Annotated in this window: 22 protein-coding genes; 13 read left to right on the forward strand and 9 right to left on the reverse strand. The window is 65.4% G+C overall.

The window, feature by feature from the left end; genetic code table 11:
• Positions 1 to 46: 46 nt before the first annotated feature.
• The 3 genes from CIK77_RS06430 (at position 47) to CIK77_RS06440 (ending at position 1,804) form a co-directional block, all read left to right on the forward strand.
• Positions 47 to 241 (forward strand): antitoxin VbhA family protein, encoded by a 195-nt coding sequence (locus CIK77_RS06430; RefSeq protein ID WP_087056703.1) that lies wholly within the window; start codon positions 47 to 49, stop codon positions 239 to 241.
• A 21-nt stretch (positions 242 to 262) separates the two neighbouring features.
• A complete protein-coding gene (locus CIK77_RS06435; protein ID WP_087056702.1) occupies positions 263 to 1,060 on the forward strand; it encodes a Fic/DOC family protein in 798 nt (265 codons plus the stop codon).
• A 342-nt stretch (positions 1,061 to 1,402) separates the two neighbouring features.
• Positions 1,403 to 1,804, forward strand: coding sequence for a MerR family transcriptional regulator (locus tag CIK77_RS06440; protein WP_087056701.1), 402 nt, complete (start codon positions 1,403 to 1,405; stop codon positions 1,802 to 1,804).
• A gap of 41 nt (positions 1,805 to 1,845) precedes the next feature.
• Here the strand turns inward: CIK77_RS06440 and CIK77_RS06445 are convergent, their stop codons facing one another.
• From CIK77_RS06445 to CIK77_RS06460, 4 genes are all read right to left on the reverse strand, one after another.
• On the reverse strand, positions 1,846 to 2,538 hold the full coding sequence (locus CIK77_RS06445; protein WP_087056700.1) for a metal-dependent transcriptional regulator: 693 nt from the start codon (positions 2,536 to 2,538) through the stop codon (positions 1,846 to 1,848).
• A gap of 187 nt (positions 2,539 to 2,725) precedes the next feature.
• On the reverse strand, positions 2,726 to 4,531 hold the full coding sequence (locus CIK77_RS06450) for an ABC transporter ATP-binding protein (RefSeq protein ID WP_087056699.1): 1,806 nt from the start codon (positions 4,529 to 4,531) through the stop codon (positions 2,726 to 2,728).
• Positions 4,528 to 6,261 carry an ABC transporter ATP-binding protein gene (locus tag CIK77_RS06455; RefSeq protein WP_087056698.1) on the reverse strand — a complete coding sequence of 578 codons (1,734 nt, stop codon included), beginning with the start codon at positions 6,259 to 6,261 and terminating at the stop codon, positions 4,528 to 4,530. Before CIK77_RS06455 ends, CIK77_RS06450 begins: the two co-directional genes overlap by 4 nt.
• Positions 6,258 to 7,067 carry an ABC transporter ATP-binding protein gene (locus tag CIK77_RS06460; RefSeq protein ID WP_087056697.1) on the reverse strand — a complete coding sequence of 270 codons (810 nt, stop codon included), beginning with the start codon at positions 7,065 to 7,067 and terminating at the stop codon, positions 6,258 to 6,260. The genes CIK77_RS06455 and CIK77_RS06460 overlap by 4 nt, the downstream gene beginning before the upstream one ends.
• 388 nt (positions 7,068 to 7,455) lie before the next feature.
• Between CIK77_RS06460 and CIK77_RS06465 the strand changes: the two genes are divergently transcribed.
• The 3 genes from CIK77_RS06465 to panD are packed head-to-tail and all read left to right on the forward strand — an operon-like array spanning position 7,456 to position 9,546.
• Positions 7,456 to 8,796 (forward strand): lysine N(6)-hydroxylase/L-ornithine N(5)-oxygenase family protein, encoded by a 1,341-nt coding sequence (locus CIK77_RS06465; RefSeq protein WP_087056696.1) that lies wholly within the window; start codon positions 7,456 to 7,458, stop codon positions 8,794 to 8,796.
• 33 nt (positions 8,797 to 8,829) lie between these two features.
• The gene (locus CIK77_RS06470; RefSeq protein WP_087056695.1) at positions 8,830 to 9,111 is read left to right on the forward strand and encodes an MbtH family protein; all 282 of its coding nucleotides are present in this window, start codon (positions 8,830 to 8,832) and stop codon (positions 9,109 to 9,111) included.
• Between the two features lie 21 nt (positions 9,112 to 9,132).
• Positions 9,133 to 9,546 (forward strand): aspartate 1-decarboxylase, encoded by a 414-nt coding sequence (gene panD / locus CIK77_RS06475; protein WP_087056694.1) that lies wholly within the window; start codon positions 9,133 to 9,135, stop codon positions 9,544 to 9,546.
• Between the two features lie 61 nt (positions 9,547 to 9,607).
• Here panD and CIK77_RS18325 read toward each other — a convergent pair whose 3' ends face one another.
• Positions 9,608 to 10,552, reverse strand: coding sequence for an AraC family ligand binding domain-containing protein (locus CIK77_RS18325; RefSeq protein WP_442923140.1), 945 nt, complete (start codon positions 10,550 to 10,552; stop codon positions 9,608 to 9,610).
• Between the two features lie 190 nt (positions 10,553 to 10,742).
• Between CIK77_RS18325 and dapB the strand changes: the two genes are divergently transcribed.
• The 4 genes from dapB to CIK77_RS06500 are packed head-to-tail and all read left to right on the forward strand — an operon-like array spanning position 10,743 to position 15,863.
• Positions 10,743 to 11,495, forward strand: coding sequence for a 4-hydroxy-tetrahydrodipicolinate reductase (gene dapB, locus CIK77_RS06485; RefSeq protein WP_087056692.1), 753 nt, complete (start codon positions 10,743 to 10,745; stop codon positions 11,493 to 11,495).
• Positions 11,496 to 11,555: 60 nt separating this feature from the next.
• Complete coding sequence (locus tag CIK77_RS06490; protein ID WP_087056691.1) at positions 11,556 to 13,178, forward strand: (2,3-dihydroxybenzoyl)adenylate synthase; 1,623 nt, start codon at positions 11,556 to 11,558, stop codon at positions 13,176 to 13,178.
• Positions 13,179 to 13,184: 6 nt separating this feature from the next.
• Positions 13,185 to 14,633, forward strand: coding sequence for an FAD-dependent tricarballylate dehydrogenase TcuA (gene tcuA, locus CIK77_RS06495; RefSeq protein WP_087056690.1), 1,449 nt, complete (start codon positions 13,185 to 13,187; stop codon positions 14,631 to 14,633).
• 3 nt (positions 14,634 to 14,636) lie between these two features.
• A complete protein-coding gene (locus CIK77_RS06500; protein WP_087056689.1) occupies positions 14,637 to 15,863 on the forward strand; it encodes an FAD-dependent oxidoreductase in 1,227 nt (408 codons plus the stop codon).
• A gap of 56 nt (positions 15,864 to 15,919) precedes the next feature.
• Here CIK77_RS06500 and CIK77_RS06505 read toward each other — a convergent pair whose 3' ends face one another.
• From CIK77_RS06505 to CIK77_RS06520, 4 genes are read right to left on the reverse strand one after another with little or no spacing between them, the layout of a single operon-like run.
• Complete coding sequence (locus CIK77_RS06505) at positions 15,920 to 16,729, reverse strand: ABC transporter ATP-binding protein (protein ID WP_087056688.1); 810 nt, start codon at positions 16,727 to 16,729, stop codon at positions 15,920 to 15,922.
• A gap of 22 nt (positions 16,730 to 16,751) precedes the next feature.
• Entirely contained in the window at positions 16,752 to 17,597 is an 846-nt protein-coding gene (locus CIK77_RS06510; RefSeq protein WP_087056687.1) for an ABC transporter permease, read from the reverse strand.
• On the reverse strand, positions 17,594 to 18,391 hold the full coding sequence (locus CIK77_RS06515) for an ABC transporter permease (RefSeq protein WP_087056686.1): 798 nt from the start codon (positions 18,389 to 18,391) through the stop codon (positions 17,594 to 17,596). Before CIK77_RS06515 ends, CIK77_RS06510 begins: the two co-directional genes overlap by 4 nt.
• A 6-nt stretch (positions 18,392 to 18,397) precedes the next feature.
• Entirely contained in the window at positions 18,398 to 19,390 is a 993-nt protein-coding gene (locus tag CIK77_RS06520) for an ABC transporter substrate-binding protein (protein WP_087056685.1), read from the reverse strand.
• Between the two features lie 164 nt (positions 19,391 to 19,554).
• On the opposite strand from CIK77_RS06520, the gene CIK77_RS06525 reads away from it, so the two are divergent.
• The 3 genes from CIK77_RS06525 to CIK77_RS17885 all read left to right on the forward strand — a co-directional run bounded on the left by CIK77_RS06525 (position 19,555) and on the right by CIK77_RS17885 (position 21,147).
• Positions 19,555 to 19,806 carry a phosphopantetheine-binding protein gene (locus tag CIK77_RS06525; protein WP_087056684.1) on the forward strand — a complete coding sequence of 84 codons (252 nt, stop codon included), beginning with the start codon at positions 19,555 to 19,557 and terminating at the stop codon, positions 19,804 to 19,806.
• Positions 19,807 to 19,897: 91 nt separating this feature from the next.
• The gene (locus tag CIK77_RS06530) at positions 19,898 to 20,755 is read left to right on the forward strand and encodes a class I SAM-dependent methyltransferase (RefSeq protein WP_087056683.1); all 858 of its coding nucleotides are present in this window, start codon (positions 19,898 to 19,900) and stop codon (positions 20,753 to 20,755) included.
• A gap of 215 nt (positions 20,756 to 20,970) precedes the next feature.
• A complete protein-coding gene (locus CIK77_RS17885) occupies positions 20,971 to 21,147 on the forward strand; it encodes an aspartate 1-decarboxylase (protein WP_212647540.1) in 177 nt (58 codons plus the stop codon).
• Positions 21,148 to 21,286: the final 139 nt, after the last annotated feature.

The raw sequence follows: 21,286 nt of genomic DNA on the forward strand, positions 1-21,286 counted from the left end.
TGGTGTCAGTAACGAGCGATAGAATAGGAACCACGAGGAGCCCACCATGACAGCTACGACGCGCACACCGCTCACCGCGACACAGCGGCACGAGCTGGAGAACATCCGCGCCTCCTGGGCTGTCGAAGGCCAGCACGTCACCGACGCCGAGATGGCCGTCCTCGAACGCGTCGCCCGCGGCGAGATCGACGCCCGCATCGCGTTCGCGCTCATGCAGCAGGACACCGCCACCACGCGCTGAGCACGTCTGCCCGCTGTGACCATGTTCCAGAACTGGGGCGACTACTGGTGGCCCGACCAGTACGAAGAGTGCCTCCGCAACATCCTGCACCAGACCGTTACCGACGGCCGGGAGATCCACGACCCCGACGAGCTCGCTCGCCTCGAACGACAACTCACCACGATCCGCGCCGCCGAACTCATCGCCCATCCCGAGCACGTCGCCCGCACCTTCGACGCGGACCACTACCACGCTCTGCATCGCTGGCTTTTCCGCGATGTGTACGAATGGTCCGGATCCCCAAGGGTCGTCACGACTCTGAAAGGCGACAGCCAGTTCGCTGACCCCGAAGACATCGACCGGCTCCTCGACATTGTGCTGAACAATCTCGGCGACCCCGCCCGCTTCCGCACCCAGCCGCGCGCCGAGTTCCTCGAGACCCTCACGTCGACCTTCACCGGGTTGCTGATGATACATCCGCACCTCGAGGGCAACGGACGCACCAGCCGCCTGTTCATGCAACAAGTCGCCGAGCACGCCGGATATCGCATCGACTGGACCCAGGTTCCCGCAACGCAACTCGTTGACGCCACCATCGACGCATTCCGTCTCGACCCTGACGCGCTGCAACGCATCCTGCACGACATCACCCACCCGTTGCAGGACAGCGACCGTGCAGCGCTCTTCCGGCAACGCATGCGCACCGTCCCGCAACCCGGCACCCCGCGCACGCAACCCGTCAGCCCGCAACCCCCCGAGCACGCTGCCGAGCAACGCGCCACCCCGACGCGCCGCCCCTACGACCAGGGCAACACCACCGAGCACGGCCCCGCACTCTGACCCGCGCACGCCACCGCCGGGGCTGCCCCGAGCGCGGCGCAGGCGGGCGACCTCACGGGAGACGACGCCCACGATCGTAGCTGCCGCCCGACCGGGCGAGAATCATGCCCAAGTCCTCGAGCACCGCCCCGAGCCTGTCACTCACCGTGGAGCATTACCCTCAGACGGCACCGGAGCAGCCTCCAACAGGCCCCGCAGGTCACCCGGCCGCCGCACCGATCCAGACGGCCCGATCCGAGTCCCACCAGAGGTCCGATTCCACCGCCGGCAGAGCCGATCCTGGTCTCCCACACTTCTTGCATCGAGGAGTCTAAACCTCATACGAGGTTTAGACTTGTGTTTATGAGTTCGACTGTATCGGATGAGCGGGGCGGCGAGAAGCACGGGAAGCGGATCGCGCACACCGCGGCCAGATACGGCGTGACGGTCGCGACCTTACGTCTGTACGAACAGCAGGGCATCCTCCCGCCCGCACGCCGGACGAGCGGCGGCCACCGCCGCTACGACAAGGCCGACCTGGACTGGGTTGATACCGTCATGCTGCTGCGCGCTACCGGCATGTCCACCGCACAGATGATCCATGTTGGCGAACTCGCTCGCGGGGATCGCCGCGACGAAGCGGATGCACTGATCGCCGTGCACGCGGAGGACGTGCTGCAACAGGCAGCGCAGCTACGGCGCAACGCTCGTGCACTGCTGCGGCGAGGCCCAGCGACGTCGCACCCCGGGACCGCGGCGACGTAGCAACCGCCGACTCACGGCTGCAGCATGCAGATGCGACGAGGTTACGGTCGCACGAACAAGTCCGCTGCCGTGCCGTGCTGCAACTCCAGCACGACCCCGACGTCTGCCCGATGCAGCAACACCGACGGACCGTGTAGCGAGAACACCACCCGTGCACCCGGCATCGCACCGGCGTCCTTGAGCTGCTCGAGAAGCGAAGGGAACGCCTGCACGGTCTCGCCGATCCACTCGATACGCGCCTCGCATTCAGAACCGAAATCGTGCAGGAAGCGCACTAGGTTCGAGACCTCTGGACTGTCGGCAAGGGGGTCCCACTCATCTGGGTCCACAGGAGGAATCGGGTTCCCGTATGGGGTACGCGATGGGTGGCCCATCAGGGCATCGAGACGGTTGGTGACGTCGTCGCTCATCACGTGCTCCCACCGGCATGCCTCGTCGTGTAAAAGCGTCCAGTCCAACCCGACCACGCGCTCGAGGAAGCACTCGGCGAGCCGGTGTTTCCTCATCACTGTCGCAGCGGTCTGGAATCCGCGAGGCGTGAACTCGAGCTTCTTGCTCTCCTCGGAGAAGGAAACGAGACCAGCCCGTTCCATTCGAAGCACTGTCTTGGTCACCGTCGGACCGGACTGTTGCAAGCGCTCCGCGATGCGCGCTCGACGCTTGGGCACATCGGCCTCCTGCATCTCAAGGATCGCTTTGAGATACATTTCGGTCGGGTTGATCAGATCAGACATTGATTCCTTGCGCACGGAAATAATCTCGCGCGCCCTTGCGCGAGGAAGATATTACGTCAGGTTACAACGCTGAGAATAGCCGAGGTCCCCGCGCAAACTCCTTGACACCATACCCCGGGAAGCGATAGGCATATTCGTTGGCGTGGGCGGCGGAGCCGGACCCGCATCGACGATCGGGTTGCTCGTCTCAACGGCCGGGGGTGCTCTCCCACGCGGCCCACAGGCGCGCGTAGACACCACCCGCTGCCACGAGGGCGGAGTGCGTTCCATCCTCGATGATCCGGCCATGATCCATGACGAGGATTCTGTCGCAGGACGCCGCCTGGGACAGGCGGTGCGCGATGACGAGTCCGGTGCGTCCGCGGAGTGCGGCATCGGCGGCGTGGTCGAGCATCTCGGCGTGCGTGGAGCCGGCTTCGGCGGTGGCCTCGTCGAAGATCGCTAGCTCGGGGTCGACGAGCATCACGCGGGCGAGTGCGAGCTGCTGCGCTTGCGCTGCAGTGAGCAAATGCCCCGTCGTCCCGACGACCGTGTCCAAGCCGTGTTGCATCGCCTCGACCATGCTCGCCATGCCGGTGGCGTCGAGCGCGGCGTGTGTCTCTTCATCGGTGACCTGGGGAGCCCCCAGGGTGAGGTTTTCGCGCAGCGTTCCGGCGAACACGTGCACTTCCTGCGTGATGAGCGCGGTGCGGTGGGGCCTGGTCACGCTTCCCGCGTCCGGTTCGTGGATGCCGGCGATGACGCTGGCCAGGGTGGTCTTTCCGGCGCCGGACGCGCCGACCACCGCGACACGTTCGCCGGTCAGGATTGTGAGCTCGATCCCGTCGAGCGCGAGACGGCCCCCCTCGTATCTGAACGCGACCCCGTCGAGGAGGACCGAAGGCGATGTCGAGCCGAGCGGGTCGGCAGCGCCTTCGACATCGGCACCCCCCGTCACTGCCGTTGTGTTCTCGACCGTTCCGTGAACCGTAACTCCCGGTGATGTCGGAGCGGGGATGGCGATGACGCCGATCATACGATTCAGGGAGGCGAGCACGGACTGGAGGACGTCGACGACGAACAGGAGCTGATTGATTGGGCCGAACAGGCGCAGGAACAGCAGCATCGCCGTGGTGGCGGCGCCGACCGTGGACTGTCCGTTGCCGATGAGCACGAAGCCGGTCAGCAGGATCGCCGCCATGCCGAGATACTCGGCGACGTTGAGCCGGCCGAAGAACATGTTCTGCACGGTCTGGGCGCGCAGTGTGTGGGTCACGACCCTCCAGGACGCCTGGAGCACCCGCCGGTGGCGGTGTTCGCTCAAACCGAAGCCGAGCACGGTGGCGTAGCCGCGCTGAGACTCCAGGAGCTGTTGTGCTCTGACGCTCATGGCGGCGCGCTCAGCGCGGTAGATGCGCGGTGCGGTGCGCAGGTACCAGCGCACGGTGACGATGTAGACGGGCAGCACGACGAGGAGCGCGAGGCCGTACCACCAGTCCAGGATGGTCATGCCGACCAACGTGACCGCAACGGTGAACCCGGTCGTGGTGAACACCGGGATGACCTGAGGTGCGGCATCGGCGATCTGGGCGACGTCGTCGCTGGAGCGGGATACGAGGTCTCCCGTCCCGGCGCGCTCCACGACGCTTTGCGGGAGCGTCATCGCCCGCTCGACGAGCAGTTCGCGCAGCTCGGCGAGCATGGCATGGTAGCTGTAGCCGGCGAGGACGATGGTGGCCGCGGTCCCCGCCGCGCCGGCGAGCGCGGCGGCAATCATCACGACAGTCGCCCACGCGAGGGTGCTCAGCCCGGCTGTGCCGTCCTGCACGCGGTCTACGAAGTCGCCGATCACCGCAGGCGTCACGAGTCCGACGGCAGCGCTTGCAACGCCCAGAACCGCGACGGCGAGGAGTTTCAAGCGGTGGCCACGGCTGATGCGCCACACTTCCCGCCAGGTGCGCGCACCGCCGGCGATGGGGAGCGCACTGCCGGTGGTGCCTGCCGGGTTGGTCATTGCCCGGACCCTTCGTCTGAGCCGCGCATGTCGACGACGCGATCGCAGACGCTCAAGAGGGCGGGGGAGGAGGCGATGAGGATCGTGGATCGGCCTCGGCGCGTCTCCCGGAGTCGGGACGCGATGACCGCCTCGGTGACGGAGTCCACCGCTGTGGTGGGGTCGTGCAGCACCAGCACCGGTGCGTCAGTCGCCAGCGCTCGTGCGAGCGCGAGCCGCTGACGCTGACCGCCGGAGAATCGGTTGCCCATCTCGCCCACCTGTTCCTGCGTACCACCGGCCTCGACGATGAAGTCGTCGCACGCGGCCGCCCGCATCGCCGCGTAGCGCGCCGCTGACGGCGCGCCCGTCATGTCGAAATTGTCGGCGATCGTGCCGCTGAACAGGGCCGCGTGGTGGGGTGACACCACGACGCGGGAACGATACGTCTCCGGATCTAGTCCCGCGCTCAGGAGACCATCGACGTACACCTGCACATCGCCGGGTGCGCGGGGGTCCAGCAGGGCGCCGGTGATGTCTGCGGCGGTACGGTCATCCGCCCTCAGCCCGATCAATTCGCCGGGCTCGACCTGTACGGGACGGTGCGAGGAGGCGGAGAGCTCTACGGCGGGGACCGTCGCAGGTATCCGTTTCGTTGGTTCCTGCTGGGGGACGCCGGCGGTCGCGTCCTTGAGCATGTCCAGGATGCGGCTGCTGGATGCGATCGCGCCGGCCCACGCGGGTACTGCGTTCGTGGTGAGCATTCGCATCGGCGGCAGCAGCGCCTGGGCGAGCCCGACGGCGGCGATGAGCCCGCCCACGCTGAGCTGTCCGGTGATGGCGAACCATCCCGCGAAAACCGCGACTCCCGCGACGAACACTCCGCTGACGGTGTTACTGCCCGCGATGAACCTGCCTAGAAGCCGCATGTTGCGTCGGACTCCGGCGAGGGTCTTCTGGCTGGCATCCCGGTACCGGCGAGTGGCCTCGGCCTCGGCACGCACGCCCTTGATCACCCGGTATCCGGTCACCAGATCGGTCGCGCGCCCGACCGTCTCGGCCAGGAGCGTCTGATACACGCGGGTATCGCGTGCGAGCCGGCCGCTGAGGATGACCATCAGCCACACGGCGACCGGTGCGCCGACCAGGACCGCAACACCGAGCGGCCAGTGAATGAGCAACAGCGACACGGCGATGAACACGATCCCGGCCAGCTGCCCGACCGGATACACCGTCAGCCTCACCGCGGCAACGCGGGTGACATCGTTGGTCATCGTAGATACCACGCTGCCATCGGGCTGGCTCGCCTGGCCTCCCCGCGGATGCAGCGCTGCGCGGGACAGGGTCGCGCGCAGCGCGTGCTGCACGTGTTCCGTGGCACGGGCGACAAGCTGAGCGGAGAACCGGTAAGTGAGTGACAACATCAGGAAGTTCAGCCCCAACACGACCAACCAGAGGGCGAGCTGTGCTGAGTCGCTGGTGTCGAGTGCTCGGTCGATCGCGACACCCATGATCATCGGCACTAGGGCCTCACCCACTTGCCAGAGGACCGCCAGCACGGACGCCGGGAGAGACAGCCGTCTCACCGAGAGGATGACACGCAGGAGAAATGTCCGCGGCGTGATACTCGGCGTGATCTCGAACGGCCCCATCCGGGGGGGAGCCGGTGGCGCCTGCCATAGAACCGGCAGCCAGCGCGTCAGTACGCCCCGACCCAGGTCGGCCGGATCGCCGCCGAATGGTGGCCTCATGCCGCGCTCTGCCGCCGATCTCGACCGAGCGGAACGACCGATGGGGTTCCGGATACCGGATCCGGCACGACGAGGCAGCGCAGTCCGAAGACCTCTTCCACGAGCTCGGCGGTCACGATCTCTGACGGCGCGCCCTCGGCGACGATGGCACCGTCCTTCATAGCGATCAGGTGCGTGCCGTAGCGGGCGGCGTGGTTCAGATCGTGCAACACGGCAACCAAAGTCCGACCATCACGGTTCAGGTCCGTGAACAGCTCCATCAGCTCGATCTGGTAGCTGATGTCCAGGAACGTGGTGGGCTCGTCCAACAGCAGGATGTCGGTCTGCTGCGCCAGCGCCATCGCCACCCATACCCGCTGCCGTTGGCCGCCCGACAGTTCATCGACGAGCCGCCCCGACAACTCGGTCACGGCGGTGGCGTTCATGGCCATCAGCACTGCTTCCTCATCGGCTTCGGTCCATTGCCGGATCAGCTTCTGATACGGGTACCGGCCTCGTGCAACCAGGTCGGCGACGCCGATGCCGTCCGGGGCGATCGAGGTCTGCGGCAGCAGCCCCAGCCGCCGGGCGACTTCCTTCGCCTTGTAGCTGTGGATATCCGCGCCGTCGAGGACGACCTCGCCTGCGCTGGGCTTGAGCAGCCGTGACAGACCACGCAAAAGGGTCGACTTCCCGCACGCGTTCGGGCCGACGATCACGGTGAACGACTCGTCCGGAATGGACACGCTCAGCTCTTGCGAGATCAGCCGCTTGTCATAGCCGATCGACGCCGACTCAACTTGCAGCCGCGCAGCACGCCCTGCCATGGATTCGCCTTGGGTGTCAGTAGCGGGTTGGAGAGCGCGAGGCGCGGGCTTGAGGTCGGGGGAGGCCGGGAGAGTCGTCGTGTCCATCAGGTTTCCAGTCCTTTGATCGCACGCCAATGAGAGTGGGCGTACTGCGACAGGTCGTCGCGCTGCCAACACATCATCGGGTAGGAGGGGCCATGCGGGGTGAGCGAAGGGTCCCGATGGGTAAGCTTAGCCAAGCCTTACCACATTCCGCGACCCTGATCCTCACGACAGTGCGCTCCACCTCCGCAGTCGACATTCGGATCATTCTGCAAAAGTTCCTTAGCCTTACCTAAGCTCGACTGGTACTGTCGGTGAAGTGAGCGCTGGAAGATCCCACGGGGCAGACGACGAGGGAGCACGAATGTCGACGATCGAGACGCCGAAACGCGCGGCCGTTGCTGACCCCCTCGTGCCACGGTCCACATCAGACAAGGTCGACATTCTCGGCATCGGATTCGGACCGGCAAATCTCAGCCTCGCGATCACCATCGAAGAACACAACGCCACTGTTCCAGCCGCCGAGCGGGTGAGCGCCCACTTCATCGAGGCGCAACCGCAGTTCGGCTGGCATGACGGGATGCTGCTACCAGGCGCGACGATGCAGATCAGTTTCCTCAAGGATCTCGTCTCTCTGCGCGCTCCCACGAGCTCCTACACGTTCCTGAACTTCCTGCACGAGCGGGGACGGCTGACGGACTTCATCAACCTGAGGACCTTCTTCCCCACCAGGCGGGAGTTCCACGAGTACCTGAGCTGGGCTGCCGAGCGCGTCTCCACTCCCGTGAGCTACGGCACCAAAGCCTTCCGTATCGACCGGGACGACGGGGACTTCGTTGTCTCCGTGCTCGATCAGCACGGCGAAGTACGACAGATCCGCACCGAGACCGTCGTCCTGGCAACGGGACTTCGGCCCGTCTTGCCCGACGGTGTCCTGCCGGGACCGCGAGTGTTCCACAACCACCGACTCCTGATCGAACTCGAGCAGCTTCCGGCCCGGACGCACGGCCGCTTTCTGGTCGTCGGCGCGGGGCAGAGCGCCGCGGAGGTCACCGCATACCTGCACGACACGTTTCCCGACGCCGAAGTTCATGCATCGATCCGCCGGTTCGGGTTCTCCCCGTCCGATGACACCCCTTACGCCAACCGCATCTTCGACCCGAGCGCTGTCGACGAGTTCTATACAGCGCCGGCCGACCTCAAAGAACACCTGCTCCGGACGCATCGGTCGACGAACTACTCTGCTGTCGACGCGGAACTCATCCACGACCTGTACCAGCGCGAGTACGACGAAAACCTCCGCGGTACGAGGAGACTCTTCGTTCATCGGACCACCGACGTCGCAAACCTTCGAGAAGAGCCGGACGGAGTCGCCGTCACGTTACGGGACCTCGGAGATCGAGGCACGGTGCCCCTGGACGTGGATGCGGTGGTGTTCGCCACCGGGTTCGCTGCGGCCGACCTGCGCGACCTGATGGGTGAAGGGATCGACGAAACCACCGGGTTCGACGGCGATGAACCTGTCGTGGCACGCGATTACAGTCTGCGCATCCCAGGACTGGACGGCCGCATCTTCCTGAACGGCGGTGTCCAGCACAGCCACGGGATCAGCTCGTCGCTGCTGTCCAACCTGTCGATCCGCGCCGGCGAGATACTGGGCGCCGCCCTCCACACCCAGCCGCTTCACACGGGCAGCAACCAGTGACAGCCGCGACCGAACAGACCGAAGGAGATGACAATGGCCAAGAACCCATTCGATGACGACGAAGGCGCCTTCTACGCCCTCATCAACCACGAAGAACAGCACTCGCTTTGGCCCACCTTCAAGCCCGTGCCCGGTGGCTGGACGATTGTGTACGGGGAGCCCGACGGGAAACCCCGTCAGGAAGTTCTCGACTGGATCGACAAGAACTGGACCGACCTGCGCCCCAAGTCGTTGCGGGACTTCATCGCCGAGCACGAAGCGGGCAAGAACACCTCCGACAGCGAGGACCAGAACGCCTCAGCCACCAGCGGCTGATCGCGTCGGAAGGAGAATCGGATGCTACGCACCGTCCTGGGAAGCAAGATCCATCGCGCGACCATAACCCAGGCTGACCTGCACTACGTCGGGTCGATCACGATCGACGAAGACCTCGTGCGCGCCGCAGGACTCGTCGAGGGTGAGAAAGTGCAGGTCGTCGACATCACCAATGGCGCCCGCATCGAGACCTACGTGATCACTGGGCTTGCCGGCGCGGGCCACATCTGCATCAACGGTGCCGCCGCGCACCTGGTGAACCCGGGCGATCTGGTCATCATCATGTCCTACCTGCTGGCAGACGAACAGGAGCTGCTCACCCACGAGCCGCGGATCGTGCACGTCGACGCTGACAACCGTCTGGTCGCCCTCGGCAACGACCCCGCCCAGCCGGTCCCGGGGTCCAACGACCAGATCTCCTCCCGGGAACTGTGACAACCTGGCGCGCAGCTCACCTCATCCCTGCGTGGCGACCGCGACTGAAGAGGGGAGCAACCTAGCCCGGCACGGGTGGCGTGTCCTGTGCCCCGATCGTCTCCCGCAGCCACCGCGGCGGTTCCGAGAACGGTTGGAACCCCTCGGGACGTAATGGTGTATGCGTGGAAATGACGGTGTGCAGGAGCGGCAGTTCACGCTCCGAGGGGACGCGAGCAACCTGGACGCCGTCGAACCCGAACAATCCCGCGCCTGCGCGCGCAACGACAGGCAGCAGAATGGTTCCTGCCTCCGCGTCGATGTGATGCGGGATGTGAGCGCGCAACACGATCGCGTCCCCACTTTGCAACACGTGCTCACGACCCTTGATGCTGACCCGCGCAGAACCGCGGTAGACCCACGCCAGGACAGTAGATGTCCCTGTGCGAGCGCGAACGGTGCTCGGTGGAGTATCAGAGGCGGGAAGTTCCGCGGCATGCCGTCTACCTTCGGCGGACGCACTGACCCACTCGGTGATCTGTTGAGATGGGGTTGCGAGATCTGCCGGGGAGGCTCCTCCGCCGTAGGGGTCATCGTGCGCCCCGCAGGCGAGAGCGAGCAGGTCGCCAGAGCGGGGTAACGATCCTTGTAGACGCCCGTGGAGTCGTGTGAAATGCCATAGCAAGCCCGCTCGTACCTCTTCAGTAACGGCGACGGTCATGATGTCGGGAAGTGAACACGACGATTCGTCGGTGAACACGGGCAGCGGGATGGCGAGGCTGTCGCGAGGGGTGGAAACCGTGCACTGGGTGTCAGGCGGTATCCACAGCCCCTGTCCTTCGTTGGCTCTGAGCCGCGCATCGCCGACATCGACATACGCAGGACCGGTGTGCGCCCACAGGAGCGTGCCCTCTGTGCTACGGGTCGTGACCTCCATTCTTGCGGCGGCGAGGATCAGCGACGTCTTCCTCAGCGGCCTCGACCGCGTAGGCTCTGCGTGCTTATCGCACGAGTCGTCCCTTGGCATTACGACCCCCAGACTCTGGTGAACAGGCTCAGCAGCGACGGCGAAGACGTGAGGCACAGGCACCCTTCCTCCTTCGGCCGTTCACCTCGCTGGAGCGCGGTGATGGTTGTGCGGAAATAGCCGGTTGCGACTGTACGAGTTCTTGAAGATCCCCTTGCGCCCGCAGCAAAACTTAGTTTAGCCTAACCACATGAGCCAAGTCGCTGTGGTGGGAGCCCGTGGTCGCATGGGTGGAGCATCGGTCCGCGCGATCGAGGCCAGCTCGGATCTGAGCGTGGTAGCCGAGATCGACGTCCACGATGACCTGCAGGACGTTGTCGACAAGAACGCCGATGTCGTCCTCGTGTTCTCTCCCCCGGGGGTTGCACACGAGCAAGTCCAGTGGTGCATCGAGCAGGGACTTCACGTCGTCGTGGGCACTTCCGGCTTCGATGAGGATGCCGTCCAGAAGATCCGCGCCGCCGTCGACCAACGCGACGGCGTCAACGTCTTCGTCGTTCCGAACTTCTCGGTGGGTGCGGTGCTCCTGGCCCGGTTCGCGGCGAAGGCCGCCGCGCTCTTCGAGTCTGTGGAGATCATCGAGATGCACCATCCCGGCAAGGTCGACGCGCCATCGGGCACGGCGCAGCACACGGCCGAAGTGATCGCTCGCGCTCGCTCCGAAGCGGGTTGTGCTCCCTCGCCCGATGCCACCTCGAGCGATCCGCATGGAACGCGCGGCGGGAAGATCGAGGGAATCAACGTCCACGCGGTCCGTGTGCGCGGGTTCATGTCATCACAGCAGGTGCTGTTCGGGTCTGAGGGCGAACTTCTCACCCTGCGTTACGATTCCGTGACGCGCGAGTCGCTCATGGCCGGAGTGCTCACCGCGATACGCGAAGTCCCGAACCTCCCCGGCGTGACGGTCGGGCTCGAAGCCGTGCTGGGCCTGGAGCAGGCATAGATCAATGCCCAAGGACGGCCGGAACGCCTCGCGCGGCGCTGACTCGAGGAAGGTGTTTCCGTGGCCATCCAACCGCTGACCCTGGACGGGGTCGTACCGTATCCGCCGGACACGGTCGCCGAATACCTCGCAAAGGGATACTGGCACGATCAGACCCTTCCTGAGCTGCTCTTCGCCACCGCGCGGCGCTACCCGGACAAGCTCGCGGTCATCGATCGCGATACACAGTTGACCTACGCGCAACTCACGGACGAGATCCTGCGCCTCGCGGCCGGCCTGAAGGAACGGGGACTGCGTCGCGGCGAGCGGGTGGTGGTGCATCTCCCGAACACCTACGAGTACATCGTGTTCGTTTTCGCGTTGTGGGAGCTCGGAGTGGTTCCGGTGGTCGCTCCCATCGCACACCGTCGTGCCGAGATCGAGCATTTCATCGACATCGCCTCGGCGCGCGCGTACATCACCGTCGCCTCGGACGCCGGCACGGATCTTGCCGCGATGGCCGCCGACCTGAAGGACCGGTGGCCGCACCTGGAGCACACCCTGGTGCTCGATCCCGCTGGCGGCGGTGCTGAGTACGATGCGTTGCTGTCGAAGGGGTCGCTCGTGCACGCACGACGGTGCAATCCCCAGGATGTCGCTCTGTTGCAGATCTCCGGCGGAACGACGGGCATTCCGAAGCTGATGCCGCACACGCATCACACCTACGGCTATGCGCTGCGCAGAAGCGTGGCGGAGCGGGGCATCACCGAGCGGACGGTGCACCTGCTGGTCATGCCGATCTGCCACAGCATGTCCACGCGTTCCCCCGGCTTTCTCGGCGCATTCAGCGTGGGCGCCACCGTCGTGATCGCGCCCAACGGCAGCCCCGACGCGGCGTTCCCGCTGATCGAGAGGCACCGGGCGAACCGCGTGACGCTGGTGCCTCCGATCCTGCTGGCCTGGCTGAACTCCTCGCTGCGCACCTATGACCTCTCCAGCCTGGAGGTGATCATGTGCGGGGGCGCGAAACTGAGCGAAGAGGTGGCGCGAAGGGTCGAGCCGGAGTTCGGCGTGCAACTGTCTCAGAGCTTCGGGATGGGGGAGGGCCTGGTCGTCAGCAACCCCGCCGACGTCGATCGGGCCACCAGCGTGCGCTACCAAGGCCGTCCCGCCTCAGAGGCTGACGAGATCCAGGTCATCGACGACGAGGGAGAAGATGTGCCGCCCGGTGAGCCCGGTCATCTGCTGACGCGGGGACCGTCGGTGATCCGCGGCTACTATCGCAACCCCGAACAGAACGCCCTGGCGTTCACCGCCGACGGCTTCTACCGCACGGGCGACATCGTCGAGCGAGACGAACGGGGGTTCATCCGGGTCGTCGGCCGGTCGAAGGACCAGATCAACCGCGGCGGCGACAAGATCGCGCCCGAAGAGCTGGAGAACGCGTTCCTCGCCCACGATGGCATCCACAATGCCTCCGTGATCGGTGTCGACGACGAGGCGCTCGGCGAGCGTATCAAGGCATATCTGATTCCCCGGTCGCCCGAGCACGCCACCGAGCTCACCCTGGCCAAGCTGCGCCCGTTCCTGCGGGAGCGGGGGCTGGCGACGTTCAAGCTGCCCGATTTCGTGGAAGTCGTCGACGAGTTCCCGTACACCGCGGTCGGCAAGGTCAGCAAGCGCCTGCAGCGCGAGCAGAACTAGGCACGCATGCAGAACGCGGACGTTGTCGTGGTGGGCGGGGGGAACGCCGGCTACTGCGCAGCTCACGCCGCAGCCGAGCGCGGACGACGCGTGGTGCTGCTGGAGAAGGCGCCGCGAGAGCATGCCGGCGGGAACAGCTATTACACGCTGGGCGCGACCCGGATCGTGCACGACGGGCTCGGGGATCTGCTTGAGATCCTCGAACCCGATGAGCGCCACGCGCGCACCGAAGTTCCGCCGTACTCGACGGCAGAGTTCCTGACCGATCTGGAACGGACCACCGGAGGGCGCGGCGATAAAGAACTCTCCGACACCGTCGTCAAAGGGTCGCACGACACGGTCCGCTGGCTGCACGAGCTGGGGCTGCGATTCGAGCTGATGTACGACCGGCAGGCTCACAAGCGCCCCGACGGGACCATCGTGTTCTGGGGAGGCACGCATGTGCGCAACGTCGACGGCGGTCCGGGGCTGATCTCGGACCATGAACGCGTCGCATTACGACTCGGCGTCGAGGTGCACCACGGTTGCCCGGTCACAGGGCTGATAACCGACGGCGGTGCGGTCGTTGGCGTGCGTGCGGGTGAGCAGAAGGTTGCGGCGGAGTCGGTCGTGATCGCCAGCGGCGGTTTCGAGGCCAATGCACCGTGGCGTCAGCGCTACCTGGGAGACGGGTGGCAGCACGCGAAGGTGCGCGGCACGCCCTACAACACCGGCGACCTGATCGGTGCGGCCTTGGAGATCGGCGCAGATCGTGGAGGCGACTGGGTGACCTGTCACAGCGTCCCGTGGGACGCGTCATATCCCGAGAACGAAGGCAACCGTGCTCTGACCAACCGGCTCAACCGGTACGGGTATCCGCTGGGCATCGTCGTCAATCGCCGCGGTCAACGATTCCTCGACGAAGGCGCGGACTTTCGTAACTATACGTACGCGAAGTACGGCTCGATGATCCTCGAGCAGCCGGGTTCGGTGGCGTTTCAGGTCTTCGATGCGAGCTCGCGATCGATGCTCAATGCGTACGAGTACGAGATGCCCGGGATCATCCCGATCGTCGCCGACAGCGTCGAAGAGCTCGCCTCGGCCATGGACGTCGATGTCGGCGGGTTCGTGCGGACGGTTCGCGGATTCAACTCATCGATCGACACCAGCCATCCACTGGATCCGACGATCAAGGACGGCCGCAGCGCGTCGGTGGAGCCCGTCAAGAGCAACTGGGCATCGGCGATCCAGACGCCCCCCTACTACGCGTATCCGGTGACCTGCGGAATCAGTTTCACCTTCGGCGGCCTGCGCGGTGACGTCGACGGCCGGGTACTCGACCGATCCGGAGCGGCCATACCCGGACTGTTCGTGTGCGGTGAAGCGCTCGGGGGCATGTTCAGCGGAAACTATCCGACAGGTGCCGGCCTCACTGCGGGAATGGTGATCGGGCGACGCGCCGGATCGCTTGCCTGAGCCATGGCATCGTCGCAGGAGAGCGCCCGTGTCGTCGTCATCGGCGCCGGCCCGGTGGGGATGGTGTGCGCGTTGGCGCTGCACCGGCGCGGCATCCCGGTGACTGTGTTCGAGTCCGAGCCCGCGCCGGTGAAGGATCAGCGCGCAGCGACCATCCATCCGAGCACTCTGGAGATGCTCGACGAGCTGGGCATCGTCGAGAAGATCACCCCGCACAGCCTGGCCTCGAGCATCTATCGCTTCCACGACCGGCCGACCGGCGAGCTGGTGGCGGAGTTCGATCTCGCCTGGCTCAAGGACGAGATCCCGTTTCCGTATGTGCTGCAGTACGAGCAGTACAAGCTGACCGCCTCCATTGCCGAGGAATACGCGAACGAATCCGACTTCGACGTGCGGTTCTCCCACACCCTCACCGGCCTCACCGTGGCCACGAACGGCGTCAAGGTGGAGTACACCACATCCGCGGGCACGGAGCGCATGACGGCGGCCTATGTCATCGGTTGCGACGGTGGTCGTTCGACGGTCCGAAAGCTCGTCGGCATCGAGTTCGAAGGGTTCACCTATCCGGAGCGGTTCATCAAGATCGCGACCAGCTTCGACGTCAAGACTGTCAGGTCGAACCTGTCGGTGCGCAACTACTTCTCCGACCCGGACGAGTGGGCCAACCTGTTCAAGGTCCCCGGGGAGACCCCCGAGGGGCTCTGGCGGCTGATCCTGCCGATCGGCCAGGGCGAGGATGACGCCACCGCGCTGTCGCCTGAGCGCGTCGAAGAGCGGCTGCAGAAGTTCTTCCCCAAGACAGGCCCATACCCCGTCGAATACGTGAATGTCTATAGCGTCAATCAGCGCGTGGCCACCACATTCCACAAGGGTCGCATCTTGCTCGCCGGCGACAGCGCGCACGTCAACAACCCGATCGGCGGCATGGGCATGAACGGCGGCATCCATGATGCCATCAACCTCGCGGACAAGCTCGCCCAGGTGATCCACGGTGACGCCGGCGATGACCTGCTCGACCTCTACAGTCGTCAGCGCCGTCACGCCGCGGTCAACTACATCCAGGCCCAGACGATCGCCAACAAGCGACTGTTGGAGGAACGCGACCCCGAGGTACGCCGAAAGAACTTCGACCAGCTGCGCCGTACCGCCGACAACCTTGACACCGCACGCGCATACATGCGCCGAGCCGCCCTCTTCGACAGCCTGCACGATGCGGCCGCCATCACCTGAGACCCGACCTCACTCCCGCGAGTTGCGGACCGGCATACGACAAAGGCAGGGAACAGCTATGGGATCGCACGCGGCATGACGAGGTCGAGGATGTGCCTGCGCAAGTGCATGAACTCGGGGCTGGAGCGGGTGCCGATCTGCTCACGCCGTTCGCCAAGCGGCACATCGACGATCTCCTTCACCCGCGCGGGCGAATCGGTGAGCACGACGACCCGATCGGAGAGGTAGACCGCCTCGTCGATGTCATGCGTGACGATGACGACCGTGATGCCCAGATCGCGGCGCACGGCGAGAACCAGATCCTCCAACCCGTATCGGGTCTGCGCGTCGACCGAGGCGAACGGCTCATCCATGAACAGTACGTCCGGGCGGTAGGACAAGGCGCGGGCGATGGCCACGCGCTGCTGCATTCCTCCCGACAGCTCCCAGGGGTACTGCTTCTCGACGTGCCCCAGCCCCACGCTCGCGAGAACTTCACTCACGCGCCGCTTCCGCTCAACTCTCGGCACGCGGCGCGCCAGCAGCGGGAGCGCCACGTTCTTCCCGTTCGTGAACCAGGGGTACAAGGACCTGCCGTAGTCCTGGAACACGAGCCCGAATCGCGAGGGCACCGATGTCAGCGACCTACCCTCGAACTTCACCGTGCCGGATGTCGGTTGCGCGAGCCCGGAAAGGGCACGCAGCAACGTCGTCTTGCCCGCACCGGACGGCCCGACAATGCACACGAGCTCGCCCTTGCGCACGGTGAAGCTGATGTCTTCGATTGCGGTGCGCGCCTGCGCGGTGCCATCGTTGTACACCCGCCGGAGTCGATCAGCGGCGATGATGCCGCGGTCCGATGCGGGCGAGGTGGGTTCAGAGCTCATGGTGCCTCCAGTCCGGCATCGGTCAGGCCGCCTGTGTGCGGGACCGTCGGTGCCAGCTCAGCAGCCATCGTTCGCAGAGCACGAAGACGAGATTGAGGATCGTCCCGAGAATGGCCAGGGTCAGGATCCCGCCCCACATGGTCGTGATGGCGAATGCCGCCTGTGCCTGCAGGATCGCATAGCCGATGCCCTGATTCGCGGCGACCATCTCGCTGACGACCATGAGGATGATCGACACCTGCAGGCTGGCGCGCAGCCCCGCAACCATCTGCGGTGCCGCTCCAGGAAGCACGACGGAGAACAAGGTCCGCGCGCCTCCGAGACGCATGCCGCGGGCCACGTCGAAGGTGATCGCACTGAGCCCGCGCATGCCGTCGAGCGTGTTCAGCAGGGTCGGCCAGATGGCTCCGAACGCGATCAGCGCCACCTGTCGCGCCTCGCCGATCCCGAAGACGGCGATCATCGCCGGCAACAGGGCCGGCCCGGGAATCACGTAGAGGAAGTAGACGATCGGGCTGGTGGCATACCGGAGGAGGGGGAGGCGCCAGAGAAGCGTCGCCGTGACAATCCCGATCGCGGAGCCCAGAACGAAGCCGAGAGCGAGATGGCGCAGGCTGGAGAAGATCTGACCGGTGGCGTCGCCGGTCACCCAGTTCCCCCACCAGGTTTCGAGGATGCGCGACAGGGGAGGAAAGAACGGGTTGGTGCTCCCGGCGGACAATACCCACCAGGCAGCCACGAGCACGATCGGCAGCCACGTCGCCACCAGGGCTGACCGCACGAGAGCGCCGAAGCTCGGCCGCCCGCCGCGACGCGAGCGTTCCGCCGCCGTGTCCGATGGCGCCTGCCGAAGCGGAGTGGCGTTCATGCGTCGGCTCCCGATACCGCGTGGGCGGCGCGGATCGATTCGTGCCAGCTCAGCAGTCGTCTCTCCAGCAGTGTAAATGCCCCGGTCACCACGAGGCCGAGCAACCCCGCGGTGATGATGTAGGCGTACATCGTCGGGTAGGAGAGGGACCCGCCGTTCTGCGCTTGCAGGATATTCCGCCCGATGCCGTCGGCCCCGCCGACGAGTTCGGAGACGATGGAGAGGATCAGCGCCGTAGCCGCGGCGATCCTCAGCCCGGTGGCGATGAACGGCGAAGCACCCGGCAGAGTCACGACCGCGAAGCGAAGCATCCTGCGCACGCCGAGGGACCTTGCGGTGTCCAGCGCCACCGGATCGACGGAACGCACCCCGTAGATCACCTGGATCACCAGAGGCCAGAACGCGGCGAACACGATGAGGAAGACCTTCATTTGAAGGGTGGAGCCGAGCACGAGGATGACGAGCGGGAGAACTGCGATCGCAGGAATCGCTTTGAAGATCTCGATGACGCCCGCCACCGAGTGCGCGGCGAAGTCATTGAGTGCGAGGATGCAGCCGATGATGATCGCGAGTGCGCTGGCGATCACCATGCCCCACAACCAGGCCTGCAGGGTGGCAAAGACCGATGACCAGTAGTGCGGGGTGAGGGCGATCTCCCCGAGCGTGGCAAGCGTATCGGTCGCCGTGGGGAACTCGCGCCGGGAGAGGACCCCCGTGGCGGTGAGTGCCTGCCATATCGCCAGGGTGAGGGCGACGCACCCGGCGGGAAGCAGCCAACGTGGGAGGGGCCTCATTCGACGTCAGTCTGTCTCCAGCGCGCCGGGCCACACGAGCGTGGCGACGTCGAGGGTCCGCTTCTGATCGTTGTATCTCGTCAGGAGCTCTTGCGCGAGTGCCAGCCCCTCCAACTCGACACGCTTGTCCCCTTCGGTCGTCCACGCGGTCTCCCGTGCGGCTTCTTCGGTGAGATCGAGGTAAGTGACCAGCGTCTGCTGTGCTCTCTCGACATTTGCCGCGGCAGCCGCTTGAGCCTCGAGCATCGCGTCGGAGAAGGCTTCCACGACTTCCGGGTTGCTGTCGATGTAGATCTGCGTGGTGTTGAAGAACAGGATCGCCATGTCCGGGAAGACCTCTGCGTTCGGCTTCGCGATGAGGGTCGATCCGTCGGCCATGGCTTCGGCCGTGAACGGGGACTGGATCACCGCGGCGTCGACGTCGCCGGATGCGAGAGCGGCCGGCATCTGCCCGAACGGAATCTGAACGAGCGTGATGGATGACGGATCGACACCCGCACGGTCGGCCAGTTCGAAGAGCGTGAACGTGTTGAGCGAGGCCAGGCCGAGAACGGCGACGGTCTTGCCCGCGAGGTCCGCCGTGGATGCGATGCCGCTATCGCGACCTGCAAGGAGGGTGTTGCCCGCCTCCGGGCCTTCGTCCGGCTGTGTTCGGCCGTTGACGGTGGAGACCGCCCGGATCTCGATGTCGTTGAGATTGGCATTGATGACATGGACGGCCGTGGCCGAACCGAAGTCGTACTGTCCGCTGGCGGTTCCGGAGATGATCGCCGCGATATCGCTCTGGTGAACGACTTCGACGTCGAGCCCGTGCTCCTCGAAGATCCCGTCTTCGATGCCCAGATACAGCGGCGCGTTCTGTGCGGCAGGGTTGTCCGCCACGGTGATCTGGACGAGTTCGCTCGACGAGTCGTCGTCGTTCGCGCCGGCACACCCGGCGAGCAGCAATGCGACCATCCCGAAGACGGTCGCGGAGCGGAGGACATTGTTCGAAGCCATCAGCTCCTCCTTCAGTTGTGCGACGGACGACCCTATAATGACCTTAGCCTTACCTAATACGCGAGGCCAAGGGACCGCGGCCAACGGCCACCGCTAAGGGCTGCTCGAGGACCGGAGTCGAAGCCGTTCTTCGAAGAACACACGTCACTGGATGAGGAGTCCTGATGAGACTGAGCACCGAGCAAGTAATCGCCGACGTCGCCGACGTCTTATATCTCGATCCTGCAGCGGTTGACTACGAGGTGAGCCTGCGCGACCAGGGGATGGATTCGGTGCGTCTCATGGATCTGGTGGAGCGGTGGCGCAGCGCGGGAGTGGAACGGATCGACTTCATCACCCTCGCTGAGAACTCGAAGCTGGGCGAGTGGATCGAGGTCTTGGAGACCCTGCAAGACGGTGGCGAAGTCGCCCCGTGACCCGACGGTATCTGACACCGGCTCGCCGGTTCTTGGTGCGTCATCTGCTCTGTGGATGCGCTGAACGGCGCAGTGGGGGAAGGAATGGCTCATGACGGGTAACTTCGCTGGCACGCCGGACAATACAGCAGTGCGGACCGCATTGTGGCGTGCCCTGCACGCACAGGCTGACCAGCCGCCGCACGTCATTGACGACACGGTTGGTGCCCGGCTGGCGCAGGACGATGACGGATGGCGCGACCGCGCAGACATGCTCCCCGACAAGAGCCGAGGAAAGCGAGGCACGATCGTCGGGCGGGCGCGCTTGACCGAGGACCTCGTGGAGCAGGCCGCAAGCCGTGGTGTGGATCAGTATGTGATCCTGGGCGCAGGCTTGGATACGTACGCTCAACGTCATCCCGATGCGGGGTCGACCATGACGATCTTCGAGATCGACCAGCCGGAGACGCAGGCATGGAAGCGAAGCCGGCTGATCGAGCTCGGCTATGGGATTCCGGAGTGGTTGCGTCTGGTCCCGGTTGATTTCGAAGCGAATGACAACTGGTGGGATCGTTTGCAGGCCGCGGGATTCGATGCCTCTCGTCCCGCGGTGGTGTCCTGGTTGGGGGTCACCATGTATCTAACCCAACAGGCCACGACGGCCACACTTGAGCGGTTGGCGAGTCTGCCGCCTGGCTCCACCCTGATCGTCACATTCTTCCGCCCCCTCGAAGATCTCGCCGCCGAAGACGTCGTGATTCGGCGAGCCTCCAGGGAGGGAGCTCGTCGGGCCGGCACGCCATTCATCGGTTTCTACACGCCGGATCAGATCGTCGACCTGGCACAGCAGGCAGGCTTCGGTGCTGTCGAGCATGTCTCGGCGGCCGACCTGGCCGATCGCTACTTCACGGACCGGACCGACGGTCTGCGGCCATACAGCGGCGAGGACGCACTGATCGCCACCGTTTAACCACGACGACACCACCCTCCGCCAGCAGCCAAATCAGAGTGTTACCTATCGAACCGAAAGCGGCATACGACGGAGGAAGGCTCGCCAGAATTTGCTGCCGGCGCAACAGCGTCGGGCAAGGCCGAGACGGAACTCCGACGAACTGTGCCGCACGGGGCTCGGCGTCTGGCAGAGACGATCCGAGGATGTCCCCGCGCAGCGGTATGAACTCTGGGATGAAAGGGGTGGCGATCCTGGACTACGTCGGCTCCATCACCATCGACGAAGACCTCGTCCGCGCCGCGGGCTTGGCCCAGGGCGGGGTGCTGGTCGTCGACATCACCCACGGCGCGCATCGAGACCCACGTGATCACCCGCCTGGTCGGTACTGGGCACATCTGCATCAACGGTGACGTGAGCGGCGCGGGCCGCGCACCTCGCGAACCCCGGCGATCTGGTTCATCATCATGTCCTACCTGCTTGCCGACGAGCCCGAGTTACTGACCTACGTGTCCAAGTGACGTGCCCGTCGATGGCGACAACCGCATCGAC

The sequence above is a fragment of the Microbacterium sp. JB110 genome (assembly GCF_003335195.1).
Taxonomy (GTDB): domain Bacteria; phylum Actinomycetota; class Actinomycetes; order Actinomycetales; family Microbacteriaceae; genus Microbacterium.

Bases quoted from the DNA above. Each gene is read 5' to 3' on its own strand.
- CIK77_RS06430 (WP_087056703.1), top strand. From the start codon at position 47: ATGACAGCTACGACGCGCACACCGCTCACCGCGACACAGCGGCACGAG.
- CIK77_RS06435 (WP_087056702.1), top strand. From the start codon at position 263: ATGTTCCAGAACTGGGGCGACTACTGGTGGCCCGACCAGTACGAAGAG.
- CIK77_RS06440 (WP_087056701.1), top strand. From the start codon at position 1,403: ATGAGTTCGACTGTATCGGATGAGCGGGGCGGCGAGAAGCACGGGAAG.
- CIK77_RS06445 (WP_087056700.1), bottom strand. From the start codon at position 2,538: ATGTCTGATCTGATCAACCCGACCGAAATGTATCTCAAAGCGATCCTT.
- CIK77_RS06450 (WP_087056699.1), bottom strand. From the start codon at position 4,531: ATGACCAACCCGGCAGGCACCACCGGCAGTGCGCTCCCCATCGCCGGC.
- CIK77_RS06455 (WP_087056698.1), bottom strand. From the start codon at position 6,261: ATGAGGCCACCATTCGGCGGCGATCCGGCCGACCTGGGTCGGGGCGTA.
- CIK77_RS06460 (WP_087056697.1), bottom strand. From the start codon at position 7,067: ATGGCAGGGCGTGCTGCGCGGCTGCAAGTTGAGTCGGCGTCGATCGGC.
- CIK77_RS06465 (WP_087056696.1), top strand. From the start codon at position 7,456: ATGTCGACGATCGAGACGCCGAAACGCGCGGCCGTTGCTGACCCCCTC.
- CIK77_RS06470 (WP_087056695.1), top strand. From the start codon at position 8,830: ATGGCCAAGAACCCATTCGATGACGACGAAGGCGCCTTCTACGCCCTC.
- panD (WP_087056694.1), top strand. From the start codon at position 9,133: ATGCTACGCACCGTCCTGGGAAGCAAGATCCATCGCGCGACCATAACC.
- CIK77_RS18325 (WP_442923140.1), bottom strand. From the start codon at position 10,552: ATGCCAAGGGACGACTCGTGCGATAAGCACGCAGAGCCTACGCGGTCG.
- dapB (WP_087056692.1), top strand. From the start codon at position 10,743: ATGAGCCAAGTCGCTGTGGTGGGAGCCCGTGGTCGCATGGGTGGAGCA.
- tcuA (WP_087056690.1), top strand. From the start codon at position 13,185: ATGCAGAACGCGGACGTTGTCGTGGTGGGCGGGGGGAACGCCGGCTAC.
- CIK77_RS06500 (WP_087056689.1), top strand. From the start codon at position 14,637: ATGGCATCGTCGCAGGAGAGCGCCCGTGTCGTCGTCATCGGCGCCGGC.
- CIK77_RS06505 (WP_087056688.1), bottom strand. From the start codon at position 16,729: ATGAGCTCTGAACCCACCTCGCCCGCATCGGACCGCGGCATCATCGCC.
- CIK77_RS06510 (WP_087056687.1), bottom strand. From the start codon at position 17,597: ATGAACGCCACTCCGCTTCGGCAGGCGCCATCGGACACGGCGGCGGAA.
- CIK77_RS06515 (WP_087056686.1), bottom strand. From the start codon at position 18,391: ATGAGGCCCCTCCCACGTTGGCTGCTTCCCGCCGGGTGCGTCGCCCTC.
- CIK77_RS06520 (WP_087056685.1), bottom strand. From the start codon at position 19,390: ATGGCTTCGAACAATGTCCTCCGCTCCGCGACCGTCTTCGGGATGGTC.
- CIK77_RS06525 (WP_087056684.1), top strand. From the start codon at position 19,555: ATGAGACTGAGCACCGAGCAAGTAATCGCCGACGTCGCCGACGTCTTA.
- CIK77_RS06530 (WP_087056683.1), top strand. From the start codon at position 19,898: ATGACGGGTAACTTCGCTGGCACGCCGGACAATACAGCAGTGCGGACC.
- CIK77_RS17885 (WP_212647540.1), top strand. From the start codon at position 20,971: ATGAAAGGGGTGGCGATCCTGGACTACGTCGGCTCCATCACCATCGAC.